General features: G+C 48.4%; 11 protein-coding genes, 2 tRNA genes and 2 rRNA genes. 1 reads left to right on the top strand and 14 read right to left on the bottom strand.

What is annotated here, in order from left to right; genetic code table 11:
- Nucleotides 1-13: 13 nt before the first annotated feature.
- From AC1DPK_RS21235 to AC1DPK_RS21175, 13 genes are all read right to left on the bottom strand, one after another.
- Nucleotides 14-2,854, bottom strand: a 23S ribosomal RNA gene (locus AC1DPK_RS21235).
- A 113-nt stretch (nt 2,855-2,967) separates the two neighbouring features.
- Nucleotides 2,968-3,043, bottom strand: a tRNA-Ala gene (locus AC1DPK_RS21230).
- A gap of 29 nt (nt 3,044-3,072) precedes the next feature.
- Nucleotides 3,073-3,149: transfer RNA gene (locus tag AC1DPK_RS21225), tRNA-Ile, on the bottom strand.
- 72 nt (nt 3,150-3,221) lie between these two features.
- Nucleotides 3,222-4,474: ribosomal RNA gene (locus tag AC1DPK_RS21220) — 16S ribosomal RNA — on the bottom strand.
- Together the 16S and 23S rRNA genes with 2 tRNA genes alongside form the textbook arrangement of a ribosomal RNA operon.
- Nucleotides 4,475-4,893: 419 nt before the next feature.
- Nucleotides 4,894-6,894 (bottom strand): NAD-dependent DNA ligase LigA, encoded by a 2,001-nt coding sequence (gene ligA, locus AC1DPK_RS21215; protein ID WP_441874854.1) that lies wholly within the window; start codon nt 6,892-6,894, stop codon nt 4,894-4,896.
- 59 nt (nt 6,895-6,953) lie between these two features.
- The gene (gene pcrA / locus AC1DPK_RS21210; protein WP_477511544.1) at nt 6,954-9,353 is read right to left on the bottom strand and encodes a DNA helicase PcrA; all 2,400 of its coding nucleotides are present in this window, start codon (nt 9,351-9,353) and stop codon (nt 6,954-6,956) included.
- 234 nt (nt 9,354-9,587) lie between these two features.
- Nucleotides 9,588-10,283, bottom strand: a complete 696-nt coding sequence (gene pcrB / locus AC1DPK_RS21205) for a heptaprenylglyceryl phosphate synthase (RefSeq protein ID WP_477511543.1) — start codon at nt 10,281-10,283, stop codon at nt 9,588-9,590.
- An 89-nt stretch (nt 10,284-10,372) separates the two neighbouring features.
- A complete protein-coding gene (locus AC1DPK_RS21200) occupies nt 10,373-11,845 on the bottom strand; it encodes a tetratricopeptide repeat protein (RefSeq protein ID WP_477511542.1) in 1,473 nt (490 codons plus the stop codon).
- Entirely contained in the window at nt 11,842-12,183 is a 342-nt protein-coding gene (locus tag AC1DPK_RS21195; RefSeq protein ID WP_477511541.1) for a hypothetical protein, read from the bottom strand. Before AC1DPK_RS21195 ends, AC1DPK_RS21200 begins: the two co-directional genes overlap by 4 nt.
- A complete protein-coding gene (locus AC1DPK_RS21190) occupies nt 12,167-12,742 on the bottom strand; it encodes an RNA polymerase sigma factor (protein WP_477511540.1) in 576 nt (191 codons plus the stop codon). The genes AC1DPK_RS21195 and AC1DPK_RS21190 overlap by 17 nt, the downstream gene beginning before the upstream one ends.
- A 141-nt stretch (nt 12,743-12,883) precedes the next feature.
- A complete protein-coding gene (locus AC1DPK_RS21185; RefSeq protein WP_477511539.1) occupies nt 12,884-15,415 on the bottom strand; it encodes a U32 family peptidase in 2,532 nt (843 codons plus the stop codon).
- Between the two features lie 164 nt (nt 15,416-15,579).
- Nucleotides 15,580-17,508, bottom strand: coding sequence for a stalk domain-containing protein (locus AC1DPK_RS21180; protein WP_477511538.1), 1,929 nt, complete (start codon nt 17,506-17,508; stop codon nt 15,580-15,582).
- 53 nt (nt 17,509-17,561) lie between these two features.
- Nucleotides 17,562-18,677 (bottom strand): S1C family serine protease, encoded by a 1,116-nt coding sequence (locus AC1DPK_RS21175; protein ID WP_477511537.1) that lies wholly within the window; start codon nt 18,675-18,677, stop codon nt 17,562-17,564.
- Between the two features lie 309 nt (nt 18,678-18,986).
- Here AC1DPK_RS21175 and AC1DPK_RS21170 point away from each other — a divergent pair, with 309 nt between their 5' ends.
- The gene (locus AC1DPK_RS21170; RefSeq protein WP_076266150.1) at nt 18,987-19,955 is read left to right on the top strand and encodes a sugar phosphate isomerase/epimerase family protein; all 969 of its coding nucleotides are present in this window, start codon (nt 18,987-18,989) and stop codon (nt 19,953-19,955) included.
- A 64-nt stretch (nt 19,956-20,019) separates the two neighbouring features.
- Here AC1DPK_RS21170 and AC1DPK_RS21165 read toward each other — a convergent pair whose 3' ends face one another.
- Nucleotides 20,020-20,235, bottom strand: coding sequence for a hypothetical protein (locus AC1DPK_RS21165; protein WP_076266151.1), 216 nt, complete (start codon nt 20,233-20,235; stop codon nt 20,020-20,022).
- Between the last annotated feature and the right edge of the window lie 284 nt (nt 20,236-20,519).

Here is a 20,519-nt window from a genome sequence, read left to right as displayed (position 1 = left end):
CAGTAAACGTGTTTAGGATAAGCCCTCGACCGATTAGTATTCGTCAGCTACACACATTGCTGTGCTTCCACCCCGAACCTATCAACCTCGTCGTCTTCAAGGGGTCTTACATACTGGGAAATCTCATCTTGAGGGGGGCTTCACGCTTAGATGCTTTCAGCGCTTATCCCGTCCGTACTTGGCTACCCAGCGGTGCTCCTGGCGGAACAACTGGTACACCAGCGGTACGTCCATCCCGGTCCTCTCGTACTAAGGACAGCTCCTCTCAAATTTCCTGCGCCCGCGACAGATAGGGACCGAACTGTCTCACGACGTTCTGAACCCAGCTCGCGTACCGCTTTAATGGGCGAACAGCCCAACCCTTGGGACCTACTTCAGCCCCAGGATGCGATGAGCCGACATCGAGGTGCCAAACCTCCCCGTCGATGTGGACTCTTGGGGGAGATAAGCCTGTTATCCCCAGGGTAGCTTTTATCCGTTGAGCGATGGCCCTTCCATTCGGTACCACCGGATCACTAAGCCCGACTTTCGTCCCTGCTCGACTTGTAGGTCTCGCAGTCAAGCTCCCTTATGCCTTTGCACTCTTCGAATGATTTCCAACCATTCTGAGGGAACCTTTGGGCGCCTCCGTTACATTTTAGGAGGCGACCGCCCCAGTCAAACTGTCCACCTGACACGGTCCCCGAACCGGTTTCACGGTTCTAGGTTAGAACTCCGATACGATCAGGGTGGTATCCCAACGTTGCCTCCACACAAGCTGGCGCTCATGCTTCWWAGGCTCCCACCTATCCTGTACAGATCGTACCAAAGTTCAATATCAAGTTACAGTAAAGCTCCATGGGGTCTTTCCGTCTTGTCGCGGGTAACCTGCATCTTCACAGGTATTAAAATTTCACCGGATCTCTCGTTGAGACAGCGCCCAAGTCGTTACGCCATTCGTGCGGGTCAGAATTTACCTGACAAGGAATTTCGCTACCTTAGGACCGTTATAGTTACGGCCGCCGTTTACTGGGGCTTCGGTTCACAGCTTCGGRTTRCYCCTAACCGCTCCCCTTAACCTTCCAGCACCGGGCAGGCGTCAGCCCGTATACTTCGCCTTACGGCTTCGCACAGACCTGTGTTTTTGCTAAACAGTCGCTTGGGCCTTTTCACTGCGGCCCCCTCGGGCTATTCACCCTACCGAGGCACCCCTTCTCCCGAAGTTACGGGGTCATTTTGCCGAGTTCCTTAACGAGAGTTCTTCCGCGCGCCTTAGCATGCTCTGCTCGCCTACCTGTGTCGGTTTGCGGTACGGGCACCTAGATCTCACTAGAGGCTTTTCTTGACAGCCGGAGTACATGACCTTCGCTACTGCAATTTTCGCTCCCCATCACAGCCCAGCCTTATGATCGACGGATTTGCCTATCGATCAGCCTCACTGCTTGGACGGACTATTCCATCAGTCCGCGTCACTGCCCTTCTGTGTCACCCCATTGCTCAAACRATCTTCGGTGGTACAGGAATTTCAACCTGTTGTCCATCCACTACGCCTTTCGGCCTCGCGTTAGGTCCCGACTTACCCTGAGAGGACGAGCCTTCCTCAGGAACCCTTAGGCTTTCGGCGGACAAGATTCTCACTTGTCTTTTCGTTACTCATACCGGCATTCTCACTTGAATACAGTCCACCAGTCCTCACGGTCCAACTTCAATCCGTATTCAACGCTCCCCTACCCAAGTACCTAATGGTACATGTCATAGCTTCGGTGGTGTGTTTAGCCCCGTTACATTTTCGGCGCAGAGTCACTCGACCAGTGAGCTATTACGCACTCTTTAAATGATGGCTGCTTCTAAGCCAACATCCTGGTTGTCTTTGCAACTCCACATCCTTTCCCACTTAACACACACTTGGGGACCTTAGCTGATGATCTGGGCTGTTTCCCTCTTGACAATGGATCTTAGCACTCACTGTCTGACTCCCGAGTAGCACGTCTATGGCATTCGGAGTTTGACTGGACTTGGTAACCCTTGGCGGGCCCCGCACCCAATCAGTGCTCTACCTCCACGACGCTCATTCCTCGAGGCTAGCCCTAAAGCTATTTCGGGGAGAACCAGCTATCTCCGAGTTCGATTGGAATTTCTCCGCTACCCCCACCTCATCCCCGCATTTTTCAACATGCGTGGGTTCGGGCCTCCAGTGCGTGTTACCGCACCTTCACCCTGGACAGGGGTAGATCACACGGTTTCGGGTCTACGACCACGTACTTATTCGCCCTATTCAGACTCGCTTTCGCTACGGCTCCGTCTTCCCGACTTAACCTTGCACGTGATCGTAACTCGCCGGTTCATTCTACAAAAGGCACGCCATCACCCATTTAACGGGCTCTGACTTTTTGTAAGCGCACGGTTTCAGGTTCTTTTTCACTCCGCTTCCGCGGTGCTTTTCACCTTTCCCTCACGGTACTGCTTCACTATCGGTCACCAGGGAGTATTTAGCCTTGGCAGATGGTCCTGCCGGATTCCGACGGGGTTTCTCGTGTCCCGCCGTACTCAGGATCCGTCTCGGAGRGTGCTTGCTTTCGGTTACAGGGCTTTTACCTGCTCTGGCGGGCCTTTCCAGACCTCTTCGCCTACCAAACACTTTTGTAACTCCRTGTGAGACGTCCTACAACCCCAAGRAGCAAGCTCCTTGGTTTGGGCTAATCCGCGTTCGCTCGCCGCTACTGACGGAATCACTATTGTTTTCTCTTCCTCAGGGTACTTAGATGTTTCAGTTCCCCTGGTATGCCTCTWMCYAACCTATGTATTCAGTTAGTAGTACGTCCTTCTTCGGCTCCTGGTGCCTAGGCATCCTCCGTGCGCTCTTACTAGCTTAACCAAATGCTCAGGTGATCGCTCACCTTCGCTTACGTAAAAACAGCTTTAAAGGATGTTTCAGCAATTCTTTTCTTTCGTTATCCAGTTTTCAAGGTGCAATTTAAAAAGTTTTTTTGGTGGAGCCAAGCGGGATCGAACCGCTGACCTCCTGCTTGCAAGGCAGGCGCTCTCCCAGCTGAGCTATGGCCCCATGTTAGGTTTTGAATTATGGAATTATAGTGGTGGGCCTTAGTGGACTCGAACCACCGACCTCACCCTTATCAGGGGTGCGCTCTAACCAGCTGAGCTAAAGGCCCTTAATTCTCATAGTTCGTATATTAAGGTGTAAATATAACACCTGCTTGGCGACGTCCCGGGTATTTCCTTAGAAAGGAGGTGATCCAGCCGCACCTTCCGATACGGCTACCTTGTTACGACTTCACCCCAATCATCTACCCCACCTTCGACGGCTAGCTCCCTTGCGGGTTACCCCACCGGCTTCGGGTGTTGTAAACTCTCGTGGTGTGACGGGCGGTGTGTACAAGACCCGGGAACGTATTCACCGCGGCATGCTGATCCGCGATTACTAGCAATTCCGACTTCATGCAGGCGAGTTGCAGCCTGCAATCCGAACTGAGACCGACTTTGATAGGATTGGCTCCACCTCGCGGTTTCGCTTCCCGTTGTATCGGCCATTGTAGTACGTGTGTAGCCCAGGTCATAAGGGGCATGATGATTTGACGTCATCCCCACCTTCCTCCGGTTTGTCACCGGCAGTCATCCTAGAGTGCCCACCATMAYGTGCTGGCAACTAAGATCAAGGGTTGCGCTCGTTGCGGGACTTAACCCAACATCTCACGACACGAGCTGACGACAACCATGCACCACCTGTCTCCAATGCTCCGAAGAGGGGCACTATCTCTAATGCTTTCATTGGGATGTCAAGACCTGGTAAGGTTCTTCGCGTTGCTTCGAATTAAACCACATACTCCACTGCTTGTGCGGGTCCCCGTCAATTCCTTTGAGTTTCAGTCTTGCGACCGTACTCCCCAGGCGGAATGCTTAATGTGTTAACTTCGGCACCAAGGGTATTGAAACCCCTAACACCTAGCATTCATCGTTTACGGCGTGGACTACCAGGGTATCTAATCCTGTTTGCTCCCCACGCTTTCGCGCCTCAGCGTCAGTTACAGCCCAGAAAGTCGCCTTCGCCACTGGTGTTCCTCCACATCTCTACGCATTTCACCGCTACACGTGGAATTCCACTTTCCTCTTCTGTACTCAAGCTTTGCAGTTTCCCTTGCGACTTGGGGTTGAGCCCCAAGTTTAAACAACAGACTTACAAGGCCGCCTGCGCGCGCTTTACGCCCAATAATTCCGGACAACGCTTGCCCCCTACGTATTACCGCGGCTGCTGGCACGTAGTTAGCCGGGGCTTTCTTCTCAGGTACCGTCACCTTGRGAGCAGTTACTCTCCCAAGCATTCTTCCCTGGCAACAGAGCTTTACGAGTTACCCACGTGTTACTCACCCGTCCGCCGCTAAGCATCAGAGGTGCAAGCACCTCATCAACTCCGCTCGACTTGCATGTATTAGGCACGCCGCCAGCGTTCGTCCTGAGCCAGGATCAAACTCTCCAAATTGGTGTTTGACTTGCTCAATACTTAACTAGCTATTTTAAAACATTATCGGATCGACGTGATCCATTTGTTCAGTTTTCAAAGAACTTGTTTGTCACATTTTGTTGTGACAAGAAATGATATTATCATCTTCGTCCAACGTTGTCAACCGTTTGTTTCACAAATGTTTGTGAGCCATTCAATTGTTTGTCCGTGTCTCAGAAGCGACAAGAAATAATATATCACTTACGCAAACAGAATACAAGTTGAAAAAAATGACAATTACAATTTATTTTAACGCACTCATTATTCTGATTTATGGATAGTAATCCATCATCATTTAACTAAAAACAAAAGGAGCTATTCCTCAAGGTCTATAACCTTAAGGGACAGCTCCTTCTTATTAAAGCATTCAAAACAATACTTTGAATGACGTCTTATTACTATATAACGGTTTCACCCAAAAGGCGCAGTAACTCAGCTTCCTCTTCTATAACAGTAATACCAAGTTCACGAGCTTTCGTCAGCTTGCTTCCTGCGCTTTCGCCAGCTACAACAAAATCTGTTTTCTTAGATACGCTACCCGAGATTTTGGCTCCGCAAGCTTCGAGCAGCTTCGCAGCTTCATCCCTAGACATCGTCGGTAGCGTACCTGTAAGTACGACTGTCTTCCCGCTGAATACACTATCATTTCTCGCAACCAGCTGCTGTTCCGCTTCAGCTTTCACACCTAGCTCGCGCATTCTGGCAATACTCGCAATAATAATGGGATCTTGAAAAAATCCAACGATGCTCTCAGCAACAATACCGCCAACATCCGGAAGCGTAATAAGTTCTGCAGCTTCCGCCTGCATAATAGCATCTAGATTTCCATAATGATCAGCCAGCATTTTCGTTGTTGCTTTGCCCGTGTTCGGAATGCCAAGAGCAAATAAGAATGACGCAAGCTCTCTATCCTTGGATTTTTCAAATGCGGCAAGCAGCTTGAGCGCCTTCTTCTCACCGAATCGTTCGAGTCCAATCAGATCATCGTAAGTAAGTGCGTACAAATCAGCAGGATCACGTACTCCGCAATCTTTGTATAGCTGTTCTGCTGTCATGACGCTGAACGTATCGATATCCATTGCATCCCGAGACGCGAAATGAGTGATCCGGCCGATAATTTGCGGCTGGCAGCCCAGCTTATTATTGCAGAATAGGTGAGCTCCCCGCTGCTCGAGCTCCGTTCCGCATGATGGACATACCGTTGGAAACACAATTTCTTCACCAGGCACATCATCGGCCTTGCCCAATATTTCTGGAATAACATCATTTGAGCGGCGAATCGTAACGAGTGTCCCTAGTGCGAACTTGAGGTTTTTGCGTTCAATATCGCCAATATTATTGAGCGTACAGTTTTGTACAGTAACACCAGCGAGCTCAACAGCCTCGACGCGCGCGACTGGGGTTATTTTGCCGGTACGGCCAACCTCCCAGGACACGGCTTCGAGTACTGTTGCTGCTTCCTCCGCTTCGAACTTAAAGGCAACCGCCCAGCGAGGGAATTTATCCGTATAACCGAGTGCTTCCCGCGTCCGCATATCTACAACTTTGATTACAGCACCATCAATGAGGAAATCCAGCTGCTCCCGTTTTTCTGTTACACGCAGCAGCTCTTCTTGAACCTCTTCGATCGTATTTTGATACGTTACATATGGATTCACCTTAAAGCGGTTATCGTTCAGAAACTTCTGCATTTCATGATGATCTGCAAAAGAAACTCCGTCAGCGTAGCCGACATTATAGAAAAATGCGTTCAGCTTCCGCTCGGCTGTAACCCGCGGATTAAGATTGCGCAGTGCGCCTGCTGCGGCATTCCGTGCATTTTTGAGCGGTTCAGCTGCCGTTTCATTATATTTGGCGAGCACCGAAAGCTGCATAATGCCTTCTCCCTGCACTTCAACAATACCATCAGCCCATGGAATTGTGAGCGGAACAGAACGTATCGTTCGAACCTGCTGCAATATCCCTTCGCCAATCGCACCGTTTCCACGCGTAGCTGCTTGAACCAGCTGTCCATCCTCGTAGGTCAGATTCAGGGTCAAGCCGTCAAACTTCAGCTCTACGACATAAGTAGGCTGCGGCAAAGGCTCTTCTTCCGGATGTTTTGCATTATAATCGGCGACTGCTTTAAGCAATCTTGTATTCCACGAAAGCAAGTCTTCCGTATTTTGGGCTTTATCCAAACTCCATAAACGAGCACGGTGTTTGTACGGCTCAAAACCTTTGAGCAAATCGCCGCCTACTCGCTGTGTCGGCGACTCAGGCAAAAGCACGCCCGTTTCCTTCTCCAAAGCGACAAGCTCATCATAGAGCTTGTCATAATCCGTATCATTTATTGTAGGCTGATCAAGCGTGTAGTAGCGATAATTATGCTCTGCAATGATCGCAACAAGCTGCTGCATTCTCTCTAATTGAGCGTTCACGGAAGGCTCCTCCTTCTAATCGTCAAAAATGATCAACCTTATACTTTTGTTATCGGGGCAAAGCCGGCAAGCAATCGCTTGATACCAACCGGAGCCGGGAATGCGATGTTAAGCTCCATATCCTTGCCCGTCCCTTTGACGGAGACGATAACGCCAATTCCCCATTTGCCATGCGACACGCGGTCGCCTGACGCAAATGTTCCTGGCGCGGCATCGCCCGCCGCGCTGCTGCCCTGAGCCGCCCGAGCGGCTTCTTGCAGCGGCGTGCTAACACGCACGCCGCCTCCTCTGCCGCCCATCGCGGCCGGGCCCGTTCCCCCCATACCTGGGGAACGGCTGCCTGCACCGGGCGCACCGCCAGCTGGCGCGCGACCGGCAAACCCGCGGCTCGCGCCTTGCGCAGCCGCACCAGTACCGCCCGTGACGCTAACGCCGCTGCGAGTGCCCACGCTTCCACGTGAATAACCGCCGCTGCCGCTAGAAGCGCCTTCTCTTACGCTCTCTGGTATTTCCTGCAGGAAACGCGAAGGCATGTTGCTGCTCGTACGGCCAAACAAAGTCCGCATCCGCGCACATGTCAGATAAAGCCGTTTCTCCGCGCGGGTAATCCCTACATATGCAAGGCGCCGCTCCTCTTCAAGCTCTWCATTATCAGCAAGAGCACGGCTATGCGGAAATACGCTCTCCTCCATGCCGATAATGAAAACGACAGKGAACTCAAGTCCCTTAGCACTATGCATTGTCATCAGTGTGATCGCATCTTTATTCTTCTCTGCTTCTTCTTCATCCTTGTTCAAGGAATCGATGTCGGCTATGAGTGCCAAATCAGTTAGGAACGCCACGAGCGTCCGATCCTCATTGCGCTTCTCAAAATCCATCGTCACCGACAGAAACTCATCGATATTCTCAAGACGCGCCTTCGACTCCAGCGTGTTCTCTTGATGCAGCTCCATCCGGTACTGCGACAGCTCCAGCACCTTCTCTGTAAGCTCCGTTACCGATAGATATTCAACCATCCGTGTAAGATTGTCGATAATCTCATAAAACTCGCGCAATAGCGTCCGTGTCCGAGCATTCACCTCAACCTCGCCGAGGTTGTTCAATACACGGTAAATGGAAGTGCCTCTTCTCGCAGCTTCATCCGCAAGCTTGCCAACCGTTGTATCCCCAATCCCCCGCTTCGGCACATTAATGATACGAACCAAGCTTATATCATCATCCGGGTTGGAAACGAGCTTCAAATATCCGAGCAAGTCCTTAATCTCTTTGCGATCATAGAACTTAATGCCGCCAACGATTTGATAAGGAATATCCGATTTAATCAAAATTTCCTCTATAACCCGCGACTGAGCATTGGTACGGTATAATATCGCATGATTGGCAAATTTATAGCCGTTATTCACATTTTTGCGAATTTCCCCCGTTACAAAATATCCTTCATCATGTTCAGTATCTGCTTGATAGAGTGCAATGAGATCACCCGCGCCTTGATCCGTCCACAGCTTCTTCGGCTTGCGCCCTGTATTCAGCTTAATAACCGCGTTTGCTGCATCGAGAATATTTGCTGTTGAACGATAGTTTTGCTCCAGCATGATCGTCCGCGCCTCTGGATAATCGCCCTCAAAATTCAAGATGTTCGTAATGTCAGCTCCACGCCAGCGGTAGATGGACTGATCGCTGTCACCTACTACGCATATATTATTATGTTTATCCGCAAGCATGCGGGTCAGCATATATTGTGCTCTGTTCGTATCCTGATACTCATCCACATGAATGTATCTGAACTTGTTCTGATAAAATTCAAGCACCTCTGGTACATCTTTAAACAGCTGAATCGTCATCATAATAAGATCATCAAAATCAAGTGAGTTATTGCTTCTCAGCTTTTTCTGGTATTTCGTAAACACTTGGGCAACGATGCCTTCAAAATAGTCGCCGACCTTTTGCTCGAATTGCTCCGGCGTGATCAGCTCATTTTTCGCTCCGCTTATTGCAGCTTGAACCGCCTTCGGCTCAACCTTCTTCGTATCGATGTTCATGTCCTTCATACAGCCGCGGATAACCGACAACTGGTCTGAAGAATCCAAAATAGAGAAGCTGGATGTAAAACCGATCCGATCGATATCTCTTCTGAGGATACGCACGCACATCGAGTGGAAGGTAGACACCCAAATGTCCCCCCCTGATGGTCCAACAAGCGCACTGACCCGGTCCTGCATCTCTCGTGATGCTTTATTCGTAAAGGTGATGGCCAAAATACTCCATGGCGCCACACGCTTCTTTTCTATTAAGTAAGCAATTCGATGTGTCAGAACGCGAGTCTTGCCGCTGCCCGCTCCCGCCATAATCAAAAGCGGCCCGTCAGTCGCTTGAACAGCATCACGCTGCGGCGGGTTCAGCTTCTGTACCGCCTGCTCGATACTCATATAATTCAACATGCTCAGACTCCTTTGTTCGCATATGTTCGCCTCTCACCAGTGTAGACAACGGCTACCGCTGTGTCAATTTGAGAATATAGGAATTAGCTTGAATTATGACAGAAAGTATGTCAACGCTATAAACAAATAAAAGCATCTGCCGTTCTGTCCCATTGTCAATTAAGTGCAACAGGATCAGATACAGCGAATGCTTTTTTTCATTGAGACCATGGCTATAGGCAAAACAGGAACAAATCAGACATTCTTAACAGCCGCCACTGTCGATAACGCTGCTTCAAGATCACTGTAAATAATGTTTCCTACAACGACGGTATGAGCAGCTTCCGCCGCTTGACGAGCTTTGTCTGCATTGTCAATTCCGCCGCCATAAAATACCCTTGCTTGCGTGGCTGTCATTCTTGCCCGCTTCACCAGCTGCATATCGCCGAATCGTCCGCTATATTCCAAATAAACAACCGGCAGGCGCATCAGCCGATCAGCCATTCGCACATGTGCGGTGAGCTCTGCTTCTGTCAGCTCCGTTTGCGCACCCGTAACTTTTGCAGCAGTAGCCTCTTCATTCAAAATAATATAGCCTTGCGCCGCCGTTTCTTCCCAAGGAACGAAGGAGCCATATTCTATTAGCCCCTCGGTTTGCCGTCCGGTAATCCACTCTGCTCTGCTCGTATTAAGGACAAGCGGTACAAAATAGCCGTCGAAGCCGGGAACCGCTCCCTCTAAAGTAGAAACCTCCAATGCACAGTCCACCGCATACCTGCGAATTCGTGCCATAAGATCCACTGTATTCTCAAAAGTAACGCCGCTGGAGCCTCCGACAATAATCGCATCGGTACCCGAGGTACAAATCGAGTCAAGCTGCTCATCGGAAATTTCTCGATCGGGATCGAGCTTAAACACATGCCTCCAGCTTGAAAACCAAACCTCATTCATGAATGATCACGCCTCGCTTTGTCATAAATCAATTGTCGCATAATTGCTTTCCTTCTATGCTATGTCAGCGAGAAATCCGTGTCAAACAGTTACTTACCTTCAAGCTTCTCTTTCATTTGCTTCATCAGGTCCTTGTCGCTAGCATTGGGAATTCTTACCCGCTCTAAATAAGTCAAAGCTTCCGCTGGATCGCCGTCTGCCTTCGTAATGCCGTAATAAATCAGTCTAGCTAGCGGACGCAGTGCGTCATCGTTATCCCCTTCTAACTTGTAAGACGCGATGGCCTCCTCATATTCCCCTTGAATGACCAGCCTGTCTCCAACAAGCATCCCTTCCTCTGGCATCGTGAAAAACGGGGGTTTCTGGATTAGAGCTGTGTAATAGCCGCTAGAGCTCGATATTTTTCGCCCGCCCGCATCATAAGCATCAACTGACCATATGAAATCTCCCCCGGGATAAACCGCGCCAAGCACTCCGATATTAGACAAAGCAACATTTCCTCCCGAGTCCGTGCTTTTGCCAAATCCCAGCGTATTTCCTCTCAATTCCTTCAAGCTGTACTCCGCTGTTGTTCCTTTAAAGCGCTCATCCGAAAGCTGTACCGTATTAGCGCCAACAGTATTCCCATCTTTCATGCGGAAAATGGACGTAATCGAAAGCGTATAGTAATCCGCACCCGGATAGGCATTCCATTCGAATTGCAATTTATCCCCGGTTAGCTGCTCTTTATTAACTGGTGATATTACACTTACTTGCGGTACAAATTGAAAATCGTATGTTTCTGTTTTGCCTTCCAGAGCGCTCACATACTCTCGGTCAGACTGCGTTAAATAATAGCCATTTACCTCAGCAGGGGTGACACCGACTCCAACCTCATACTCATTAGCATCCACGTCATAAAAACGATAAACACCCTGCTCATCTGTAATGGCTACCGGGTAATGAAGATAAGGCGGCGTGCTCCATCCGCTTGCATCCTTGCGGTGCAATATAACAAATACATTCGCAGCCGGTTTTTCGCCAATCTTAACTTTCCCTCTTATAGCAGCCTGCTTATCAGGTATCGCCGTTCTTGTACTCAAAATCGCTTGATAGGTTCGCAGCTCCTCATCCGCATGGAATGTACCGGTATTCACATTTGCTTCAAGCTCTGCAAAAAGCCGTTCTGCTTTATCCCACTCCTTGTTCCACATATAAAGCTTGCCCAAATTAAATTTAACCCCATAAATATATGACGACGTTGAATATTGCTCCACCAAATGTTCGAGTCGGTTTATCTCGCGCATACGTTCCTCTCCCGTTCGTTCTCCTCCGCTGGAGGAGCTGCTGCTCGGGAAAATAAATATACGATCGTCGCCGCTCGAATCCGTAACCAGTTCAGACGCCTCAGACGCTAATAAAAGTGCAGATTCCGCGCTCTCGGTTCTAGGAAACCACTTCCACAAAACATCGTATTTCTCCGTATGAAAAAGGAAAAAAGGAATTAGAAAATAGCAAGCTCCCGCTGCAATCATAAGAAAAGCGAGCAGCATGGCCATCGTTTTCACTTTCATTCGTATCATTTTTCCTTCGCCCACCCTTCAAGCAGCTCTGACTCATAATAAACGCCGCCTGCAATCATAATTAACCGATCGCTGCTTTCAGGCTGGGGCTTGGCATCCATCGTTTGCGGAGAATATACGGATGACGATAAACGCTGCCAGCCGATTACGGGTACAGCGATACACATGCATAGAACTAAAACGACAGCAATCCCAGGTATACGCAGCTCCCGATTCCAAAATGAAGGAGGGCATGCTCGGTCTAAAACAGTCTTTTGAAGCTGTTCAGTGAACTGAACACCCGCCAGCTCTATATCCAAATTATCACGAATGCTTTTTGTATCATGCTCTTGTTTCATCCTGCCAGTCTCCTTCCTCTAATTGCTGCCTGAGCTGTCGCCGTCCTCGCAGCAGCTTACTCTTAATGGTACTTTCCGGCTCACCGAGCACCTGCGCAATTTCTTTAATGGTCAGCTCTTGATAATAATAAAGAACGATGACCTCACGATATTTGAAAGGCATAACTTCAATGGATTCACGAAGCGATGAGGCCAGCAGCCATTGTTCAACTCCCGCATCGCTCGGCGCTTTAAACATCATGTTATGTATGCTCATTTCTTCCCCTGTTTCCGCTCGAAACAGCAGCCTTTTCCATGAAACGAGCCGCATCTTGCTGCGGCAGCGATTAATCGTCATTTGCAGCAGCCAGCCGCGCAGGCTTCCATCGCCGCGGTATTGTTTTATTTTTTGAAAAGCGGTTATAAATACCTCCTGGCTCACATCCTCTGCCAAGTGATGATCCTTTAGCAGCAAGGCGGCTGTCCGCAAAATATCGTTGCCGTACTGCTCCATCAGCCACTTCAGGGCGGAGCCGTCACCGCCTTTCAGTCGTTCAATCGCTTGTTGCTCCGCACTCATCCATTCACCTGCTCTCTCTATAAGTAAAGATGCCGTTTGAAGCGCAAAAGGTTGCAAATCCGCCTTTTTAAAATTTCACAGCAAAAAAATACCGCCCTCCCATTCGCAGAGAAGACGGTATCGCTTGTAATTTCGTTAGATTTATTTGACCAGTTGACCACGCGTAACGCCAAGCTGGTTAATGGCTTTCAGGCTGCGCCATACTTGCGTGCCGCTAATACGGCCATCAAGCGCATCACGGTAAAGAGACAACACTTCAAGCACTTTCTCCGGCGTTTCTTCTAGAAACTCGACACGGAAATTGGATACGCCCATTCCTACAAAATTGCGAATGTACTCAGCACCCGATTGCTCGATTGCATTGTACACGGTGTTGCGGCAGCCTTCGTCTACGCGAACAGGATGCGCCATGCCAATACGATCCTGCAGGGAAGCACGCTTCTCCTCACAAGGACGTCCGCAGTTTGTGAAGTCAGTCCCTTCACTCATAAAGGTGCAATATACGCAATGCTCCGTGTGGAACATCGGCAAATGCTGATGGATAACCATTTCCAGCATCGACGTATCTGAGTTTTCCAGCAAATCAACCATCTGCTGAATGTTCAAATCATACGACGGTGTTATCAGATCAAGACCAACCTCGGTAAACAGCTTCACTGCCTTATGATTGGCTACGTTCAGCGAGAAATCGCCAATCAGCTTCGGAAATGGCTTGTCCGGATTAGCTGCACGGGCGCGCAAGTAGTAATAAAGCGCTCCAGTGTTCCGAACAAGTACGGCATCGGGCTGCAGCTTCAATATATTCGCATGGTAGCCATTTTCGCCAGGCATGTGAATGCGCGGCGTAGCCAGAGCAATTGGTTTGCCTGCTTCACGGGCAGCGGCTACCGCTGCTGGAAATTGTTTAATAAATTCAAAATCAGCGTATACATAAGCGACGTCGGTTTTGACTGCTGCCTGCACCTGCTCCAAGGTGCGGCATAGTGCGATCAAGTTTGCATCTTTTCCGCTCTGAGGAGCCAAAATATCTTTTTTCGCTACATCAGCCAAAACAGCGTCCTCGCTTGCGTAAATTGCATTCTTCACATATACAGGCGGCTTCGGACGCTCGCCTGCAAGCAGCTCGACCGCTTCACGGCGCATTCTGTTCAGTTCACGGATAGGTACGATCAAATCGCCTTGCAGCTCTACCTCGAGCTTCTCAAGCTGATAAACCGTGCCGCCCAGACGGCCCAGTTGATCCTCAAGCAGCGCTGCGTCCATCGGACGCTTCTGTGCCTGCTCCAAATCAATCTCTGACGCGACTTCAACCGTCGTCCCCTTCTGCACATCTGTCCACCAGGTACGCATCGGCTGGCCAAGCGCGCCCGTCACTCGAACATGAAGCGGGAATACGCGATATGGCTTTTCTGTTTCAAAAGAAGCTCTGAGGCGTCTGTCCAGCGCCGGATCGTTCGTTTTCCACACACGGTCGCCTACATGAACCTTGCGCAAATCAACATCATTGCGTCCAGCTACCAGCTCGATCAAAATGCCTTCCTGCGCTTCGCCCTCGATTTTCACGCCTTGACGGCGAATATCGTAAACGCGGCCGCCCTCTTCCTTTTTCGTCGGGTCGCCTGCGTCAAACACAATGCCATCTCCGCGCTTAAGCGGCGCTTCGATCTTCAGCGTAACCGCATCGCGCATAATGCGCTCTACTCGGCCGAGGTAGACACCGCGGCTTTTCGGGAACGTACCCTCAACAAGCATCTTGTTGTTTGTTCCCGACAGGAAACCATGCGTGAAGCCGCGCGAGAAGCTTTGCTGCAGCTCACGCACATCCTCCACAGACGGCTTCGACAAGTCGCCGTCAAAATATTTATCGATCGCGCGCCGATACTTGCTCACGACATTCGCGACATACTCCGGACTTTTGAGACGTCCTTCAATTTTGAACGAGGTTACGCCCGCTTGGATGAGCTCCGGCACAATATCAATCGCCGCCAAATCCTTCGGCGACAGCAAATACGCGATGTCTCCCATCGGCTGTACCTCGCCATCGACCATCAAATCATACGGCAGCCGGCAAGCCTGCGCGCATTCACCGCGATTGGCCGAGCGTCCGCCCCACATCTCGGACGTGAGACACTGACCCGAATACGATACGCATAGCGCACCGTGCACGAATACCTCCATTGGCAGCTTCGCTTGCTCGCCAATGGTACGAATTTGCTTCAAATTATTTTCGCGGCCTAGCACGACCCGCTCAAGACCAAACGGCTTCGTAAACTCGACAGCCTCTGGCGATGTGATCGTCATTTGTGTAGAGCCGTGAATTGGAAAGTCTGGCGACAGCTCACGAATCAGCTTCACTAGTCCTAAATCCTGTACGATTACCGCGTCCACGCCTGCATCGATACACATTTCGATTAACTTCTGCGCGTCTCTCAGCTCATCCTCAAATACGAGAATATTAAATGTGAGGAAACCTTTTACCCCGTACGTATGCAAAAATGCCATAATTTCCGGCAGTTCCTCACTGCGGAAATTGTTTGCGCGTGCGCGGGCATTAAATTTCTCCACACCAAAAAATATCGCATCCGCGCCATTTGCTACGGCCGCTCTCATGCAATCCCAATCGCCAGCCGGAGCCAGCAGCTCTATGTCCGATCTCATTATTGTATCTGTCATTTTAACTATCAATCCCTCTCATTCTTGAAACCTGCTTCCACTATCTTAACAAACCACGGACATCTATACCACTACACAATACTGGCATCGCGCAAGCATTCACGGTTGACGCCTCATTTAAATGAAAAAAAGACCGATTCCCCAATAAGGGAACCGGCCTTCTACTAATTAAAACGAATCGATTGCACTGCGTCGTTAATGATTTTAAGGTTGCTGTCTGAAGCACGCACATCGTAATAGTTTAAGCTAAATACCATAGTTCCTTGTGCAGAGTCAAAAATATAAAACTCTTCTGTATACGGAATATCATCTTGTGGCTTGGATGTATGGATAACGACATGCTGTGCCGTTTTTCCATTAATCGTAACCGTATTAGATTGCTTCGTCGTACTTCCCTGCGCGCTGCCTTCAGCTGAATTCACATATTGCAAAAGCGAATTCACAACGGTCGCCGCTGCTGTATCCGACTCAAAAATATTTAAGCTGCCTGCACTAAACGTATACAAAACATCATCTTCGTTAAAGTTTTTCTGAATACCATACCAGTAGGTTGGGAGTTCAATAGAATAACCATACGTAGAGCTGCGTTTTGTTGTTTTTGTGCTGCGATCAGCCAAATCATAACTTTCCTCAACATTGCCAAATGTTTTCTCAATTAAAGCAGTATCAATATCGACCGAAGCCAAAACTTGGTTGTACGTAAGCTTGCTCTTCGCGCTATTAGCGGTAGGATACATATAAACTAATGAATAACGGTAATTTCCTGAAAATAAAGCAATCTCATTATAGGTAAACCATGCGTCCTCACCTAACGAAAGCTCATAGCTTAGCGCTACCGCCTTGCCATCAATCAAAGTTACCGGTGTTGTAACGAAATTGCGAACACTGGAGTTAACAAAATCCTCACGAATTCTCGCTTCCCTCTTTTGTGCCCAATTGTCCATCGTAACGCCTGCTGTTAATGAAGTGAGAGAAAAGAAGAAAAGTTCCTTATCGTTTTGGAACGATGGTGTCGTGCTCTCATAATCTTTGTTCCAATCCGTTGGAAGCTTAACCGTTAGCCCATAATCCTCGTCTTTGAAGGTGATTACGCCATCTTTTACCTTCGTAACATCCTTAAGCGATTTATCTGCTGTATTAAAAGAAGGAGTAAAGCTATTTAAGAATGTATCATAGCTAGTCAAAACTGACTTATTCGCACCCTTAGCACCTACAATAACAATGTAATACTTATCGCCTTTTTGAATACCGCGATACTCGTAGTTCATTTTTGTTTGTTTAGCGTAGCTTATCACCTTCTCGAAGGTTAAACCGCCTACAGTGATCGGGCGTTTGTCTACTGTAATCTCATCTTGATCATAATAGGAAATCATAAGCTCTCTCTGCTCTTCGACAGACAGCTTGTCATCGCCTACACGTTCTGTAATCACATTCACTTGCGCAGCAACCTTGGAATCATCGGCAGTATCTGCCCAAGTAATAAATTCGCCGTTATCGCTTTGATCCACTTGAATCAAGCCTGCTGGATAATTTAATGACCAGCCATGGTAGCTGTCACCAATTTTTGTTTTACCAAATTCGGAATCAATAGAAGTGCCGCCCGTACCGGACGATTGTGCACGTACACCAATAATAATGGTTTCTTTAGTCGCATTGTCAGCTGTAATTTTTGCGCCAAAAGCTTCTACAATAACGCGCAGCGGCACCATTGTTGAGCCTTTAACTGCAACTGGAGCAACTGCTACTGCTTTGGCTGCACCGTTCACTTTTACTGTTTTGCTGCCAAAAGTTAAAACAATCTTGCGGTCATTGTAAGTAAGTGTGATCACATTGCCGTTTTCCAATTTAAGTCCTGCACCAAAAGCATTTGTAATGACTTTTAGCGGAACCATCGTTGTTCCGTTGCTTACAAAAGGAGCCTCTACCGTAGTAGCTTTCCCATTAATTTTGACCGTTTTGCTGCCCGCCTTCAAGCGTACTTCAACCTTATTGTCTGCCTCTGCTGCGAATGCAGCTACCGGCAACATCGCTAAAACAAGCAAAACCGGCAAAAGCATGGTTAACATTCTTTTAAACATATTTAATCTCATCATCTATATCCCCTTATAATTAAATAATAACTTTGATCTTAATTTAACTCTGCCGCCTAACCTTCTACTAATGTCAGCTTGCGGGTAACCAGGTCACCGTCGATCTGCAGCATTACCTCCACTTGTTGACCCGGCAAATAACTTTTTAGCAGCTCATTAAGCTCCACCTTTGCGGATACTTGCTTGCCTGCAACTTTATAAAGCAAATCGCCAGCTTGGATACCTGCTTTTTTGGCGGCTGCCGATGTCACCGATTTGACTGTTAACGGGTCGGAGGTCGGGATTCCGATAAGCGCAGACCAGCTTTCCTCAAGTCCAAGGCCAAGCGAGGCGCGTTTCACATGTCCGTATTTGAAAAAATGACTCGTTACGTACTGCACGGTATCCGCAGGAATAGAGAATCCGAGATTATCGACTCCTACCTCTACAAACTTTAAAGAATTAATGCCGATGACCTCGCCTTTCATGTTAACAAGCGGCCCACCGCTGTTGCCTGGATTTATCGATGCATCCGTTTGGAGCAGGTTGTATGCCGAAGAAACACTCCGATTCATGCCGCTCAGGATACCACTTGTTGCCGTATTGCGAAGGGAGAACGATACAGGTGTGCCGATGGCTACTACCGTCTCGCCTACTTGAACCTTAAGCGGTGACGGGGCAAGCTTCGCGATTGGGAGCTTCGATGCCTTAATCTTAACTAATGCCAGATCACTTGCCTCATCGTGATGCGTGCGTTCTGCATCGTATTTCTTTCCGTCTGCTGTAACGACAACCAGATTGGTCATATCCTCAACAACATGCGCATTCGTCACGATCCAGCCATCTGTACGAATAATAACGCCGGTTCCATGCGCCAATGCATACCTTGGATCGGCTGAGCCGATATCCTTCGGCTTACCGATAATCGCGACGACGGAAGGCGATACCTTCTTTACAACCGATGGGATATCGACTGGCGTATACGCATACGTGTTTGTCTTGGAATCAAACGTACCCGTTCCGCCTAGCGAGCTTGTTAATGAGCTTGCTTTGACATAAACCTCGCCATTAATTTTCGCAGCATTTAGCGTATGTGTAGCTGTGTTGCTTGCACCAGCACCCCATACCGTTCCTGCTGCAACAATCGCTCCTAATACAATGAAGCTGCAGACACGTAGCAAGCTGCTTTTCATGAAGCCACTCTCCTAATTTTTGTTCATGCATACCAATCCCTTAATGAAGAAACTATGATGCATGAAATAGTAGTAATCCGTTGTAATATAGCATAATTTCCCATATACAACAATGAAAATCGATAGATTTGTTCTCCCAAAAAAATACTAATTATTAATCTCGATTCCTCGTACTGCGCTTGTTTTGTTTAGTTATTATGCGATTTTGCCAAATATGATTTCGGTTATGTGTTCTGAGAATAGAAGTGTTATACTAGACGGGACTACTAAATCAATCCATATCGATGGATTCGGGAGGTAAATGAACAAATGAAATTAGGAGTATTTAGCGTACTTTTTGCACAAAAGCCGTTCGAGGAAGCACTTGACTACATCGCATCCAAAGGACTTGATGCCATTGAAATCGGAACTGGCGGATACCCTGGGAACGCACACTGCGACCTTGATGGTTTGCTTGCGGATGAAGGAAAACTGAAAGCGTTTAAACATGCGGTAGAATCACGCGGTTTGATGATCAGCGCACTTAGCTGCCACGGTAACCCATTGCACCCTCAGAAAGCTATTTCGTCTGAGCATGATGAAGTTATTCGTAAAACGATTGAGCTTGCTAACCGTCTTGAAGTTTCCGTTGTAAATACTTTCTCTGGCTGCCCTGGCGATCACGAGGATGCAAAATATCCGAACTGGCCGGTTGCTCCTTGGCCAAACGATTTCCAAGAAATTTTGAACTGGCAATGGGAAGCAAAAGTTATTCCATATTGGTCTGAGATCGGCAAGCTTGCTACAGCTAGCGGTGTGAAGATGGGCCTTGAGCTGCATGGCGGTTTCTCCGTTCACAGCCCGGCTACTATGCTTCGCCTTCGCGAAGCGGCTGGCAATGCAATCGGCGCCAACCTAGATCCAAGCCACATGTGGTGGCAAGGAATTGACCCTGTTCAAGCGGTACATATCCTTGGACGCGCTGGAGCTATCCATCACTTCCATGCTAAGGATACGACAATCGATCCGATTAACGTAAATCACCACGGCGTAACGGACATGCAATCGTATGCCCTTATGCTTGACCGTGCTTGGCAGTTCCGTACGGTTGGTTACGGCCATGACCTCAAAACATGGGCAGACATCCTTAGCGCGCTTCGTCTAGTGGGCTACGACTATGTTGTGAGCATCGAGCATGAAGACGGCTTAATGTCCGTTGATGAAGGCTTCACAAAAGCAGTTCAAAATCTTCAACAAATTCTTATCCGCGAGCCGCTTGGCGAGATGTGGTGGGTTTAACTTCTAGCAATAAAGAAAAAGGTCTGCCGGACTTGTCCGGCAGACCTTTTTTCTATGTATGCTGTTACGCCATCCAAACCTTTGTGATCATAATGAAATCAATCAACAAAAACAATGCGAGTGAAACGGTTGTAAAACCGATTGCAAAAATGTTTTTCTTCGGACGAGCGGTCAGTAGTCGAACCAGTCCGATTGCGATCAATACGGTAAAGGCCAACATAAACCAATCGAAAGTTCCAATTTTACTTGCTGTTTGAGCTGCTGCTTCTGCCAAAAACATGAAGGGACCTCCTTTTTTTCGCACGTAACCTATTTTACTATATGTTAGCTTTTTGTGGCTCAAGGCGCAAGTCCGAATCTTCATTCGTAACAAGTTTGTCACGATTTCCTAAAAAAAATGAATCTTTAGCTTAGAGCCAGCATTCACTAATAAGCCCTCATCTATAAATTGTCCATCTCTACCAAGATCTATAACAGCATTTTGACGGTACTGAATGAGCCTACACCCTTGATGAAATAATAAATAACTAAAAAAGGAATCGGGAAGTATTTCACTCTTCCCGA

This window comes from Paenibacillus sp. 01T424 (assembly GCF_056398745.1).
Note: the sequence above shows the minus strand (reverse complement) of the source record. Positions and strands in the feature narration are given on the sequence as shown.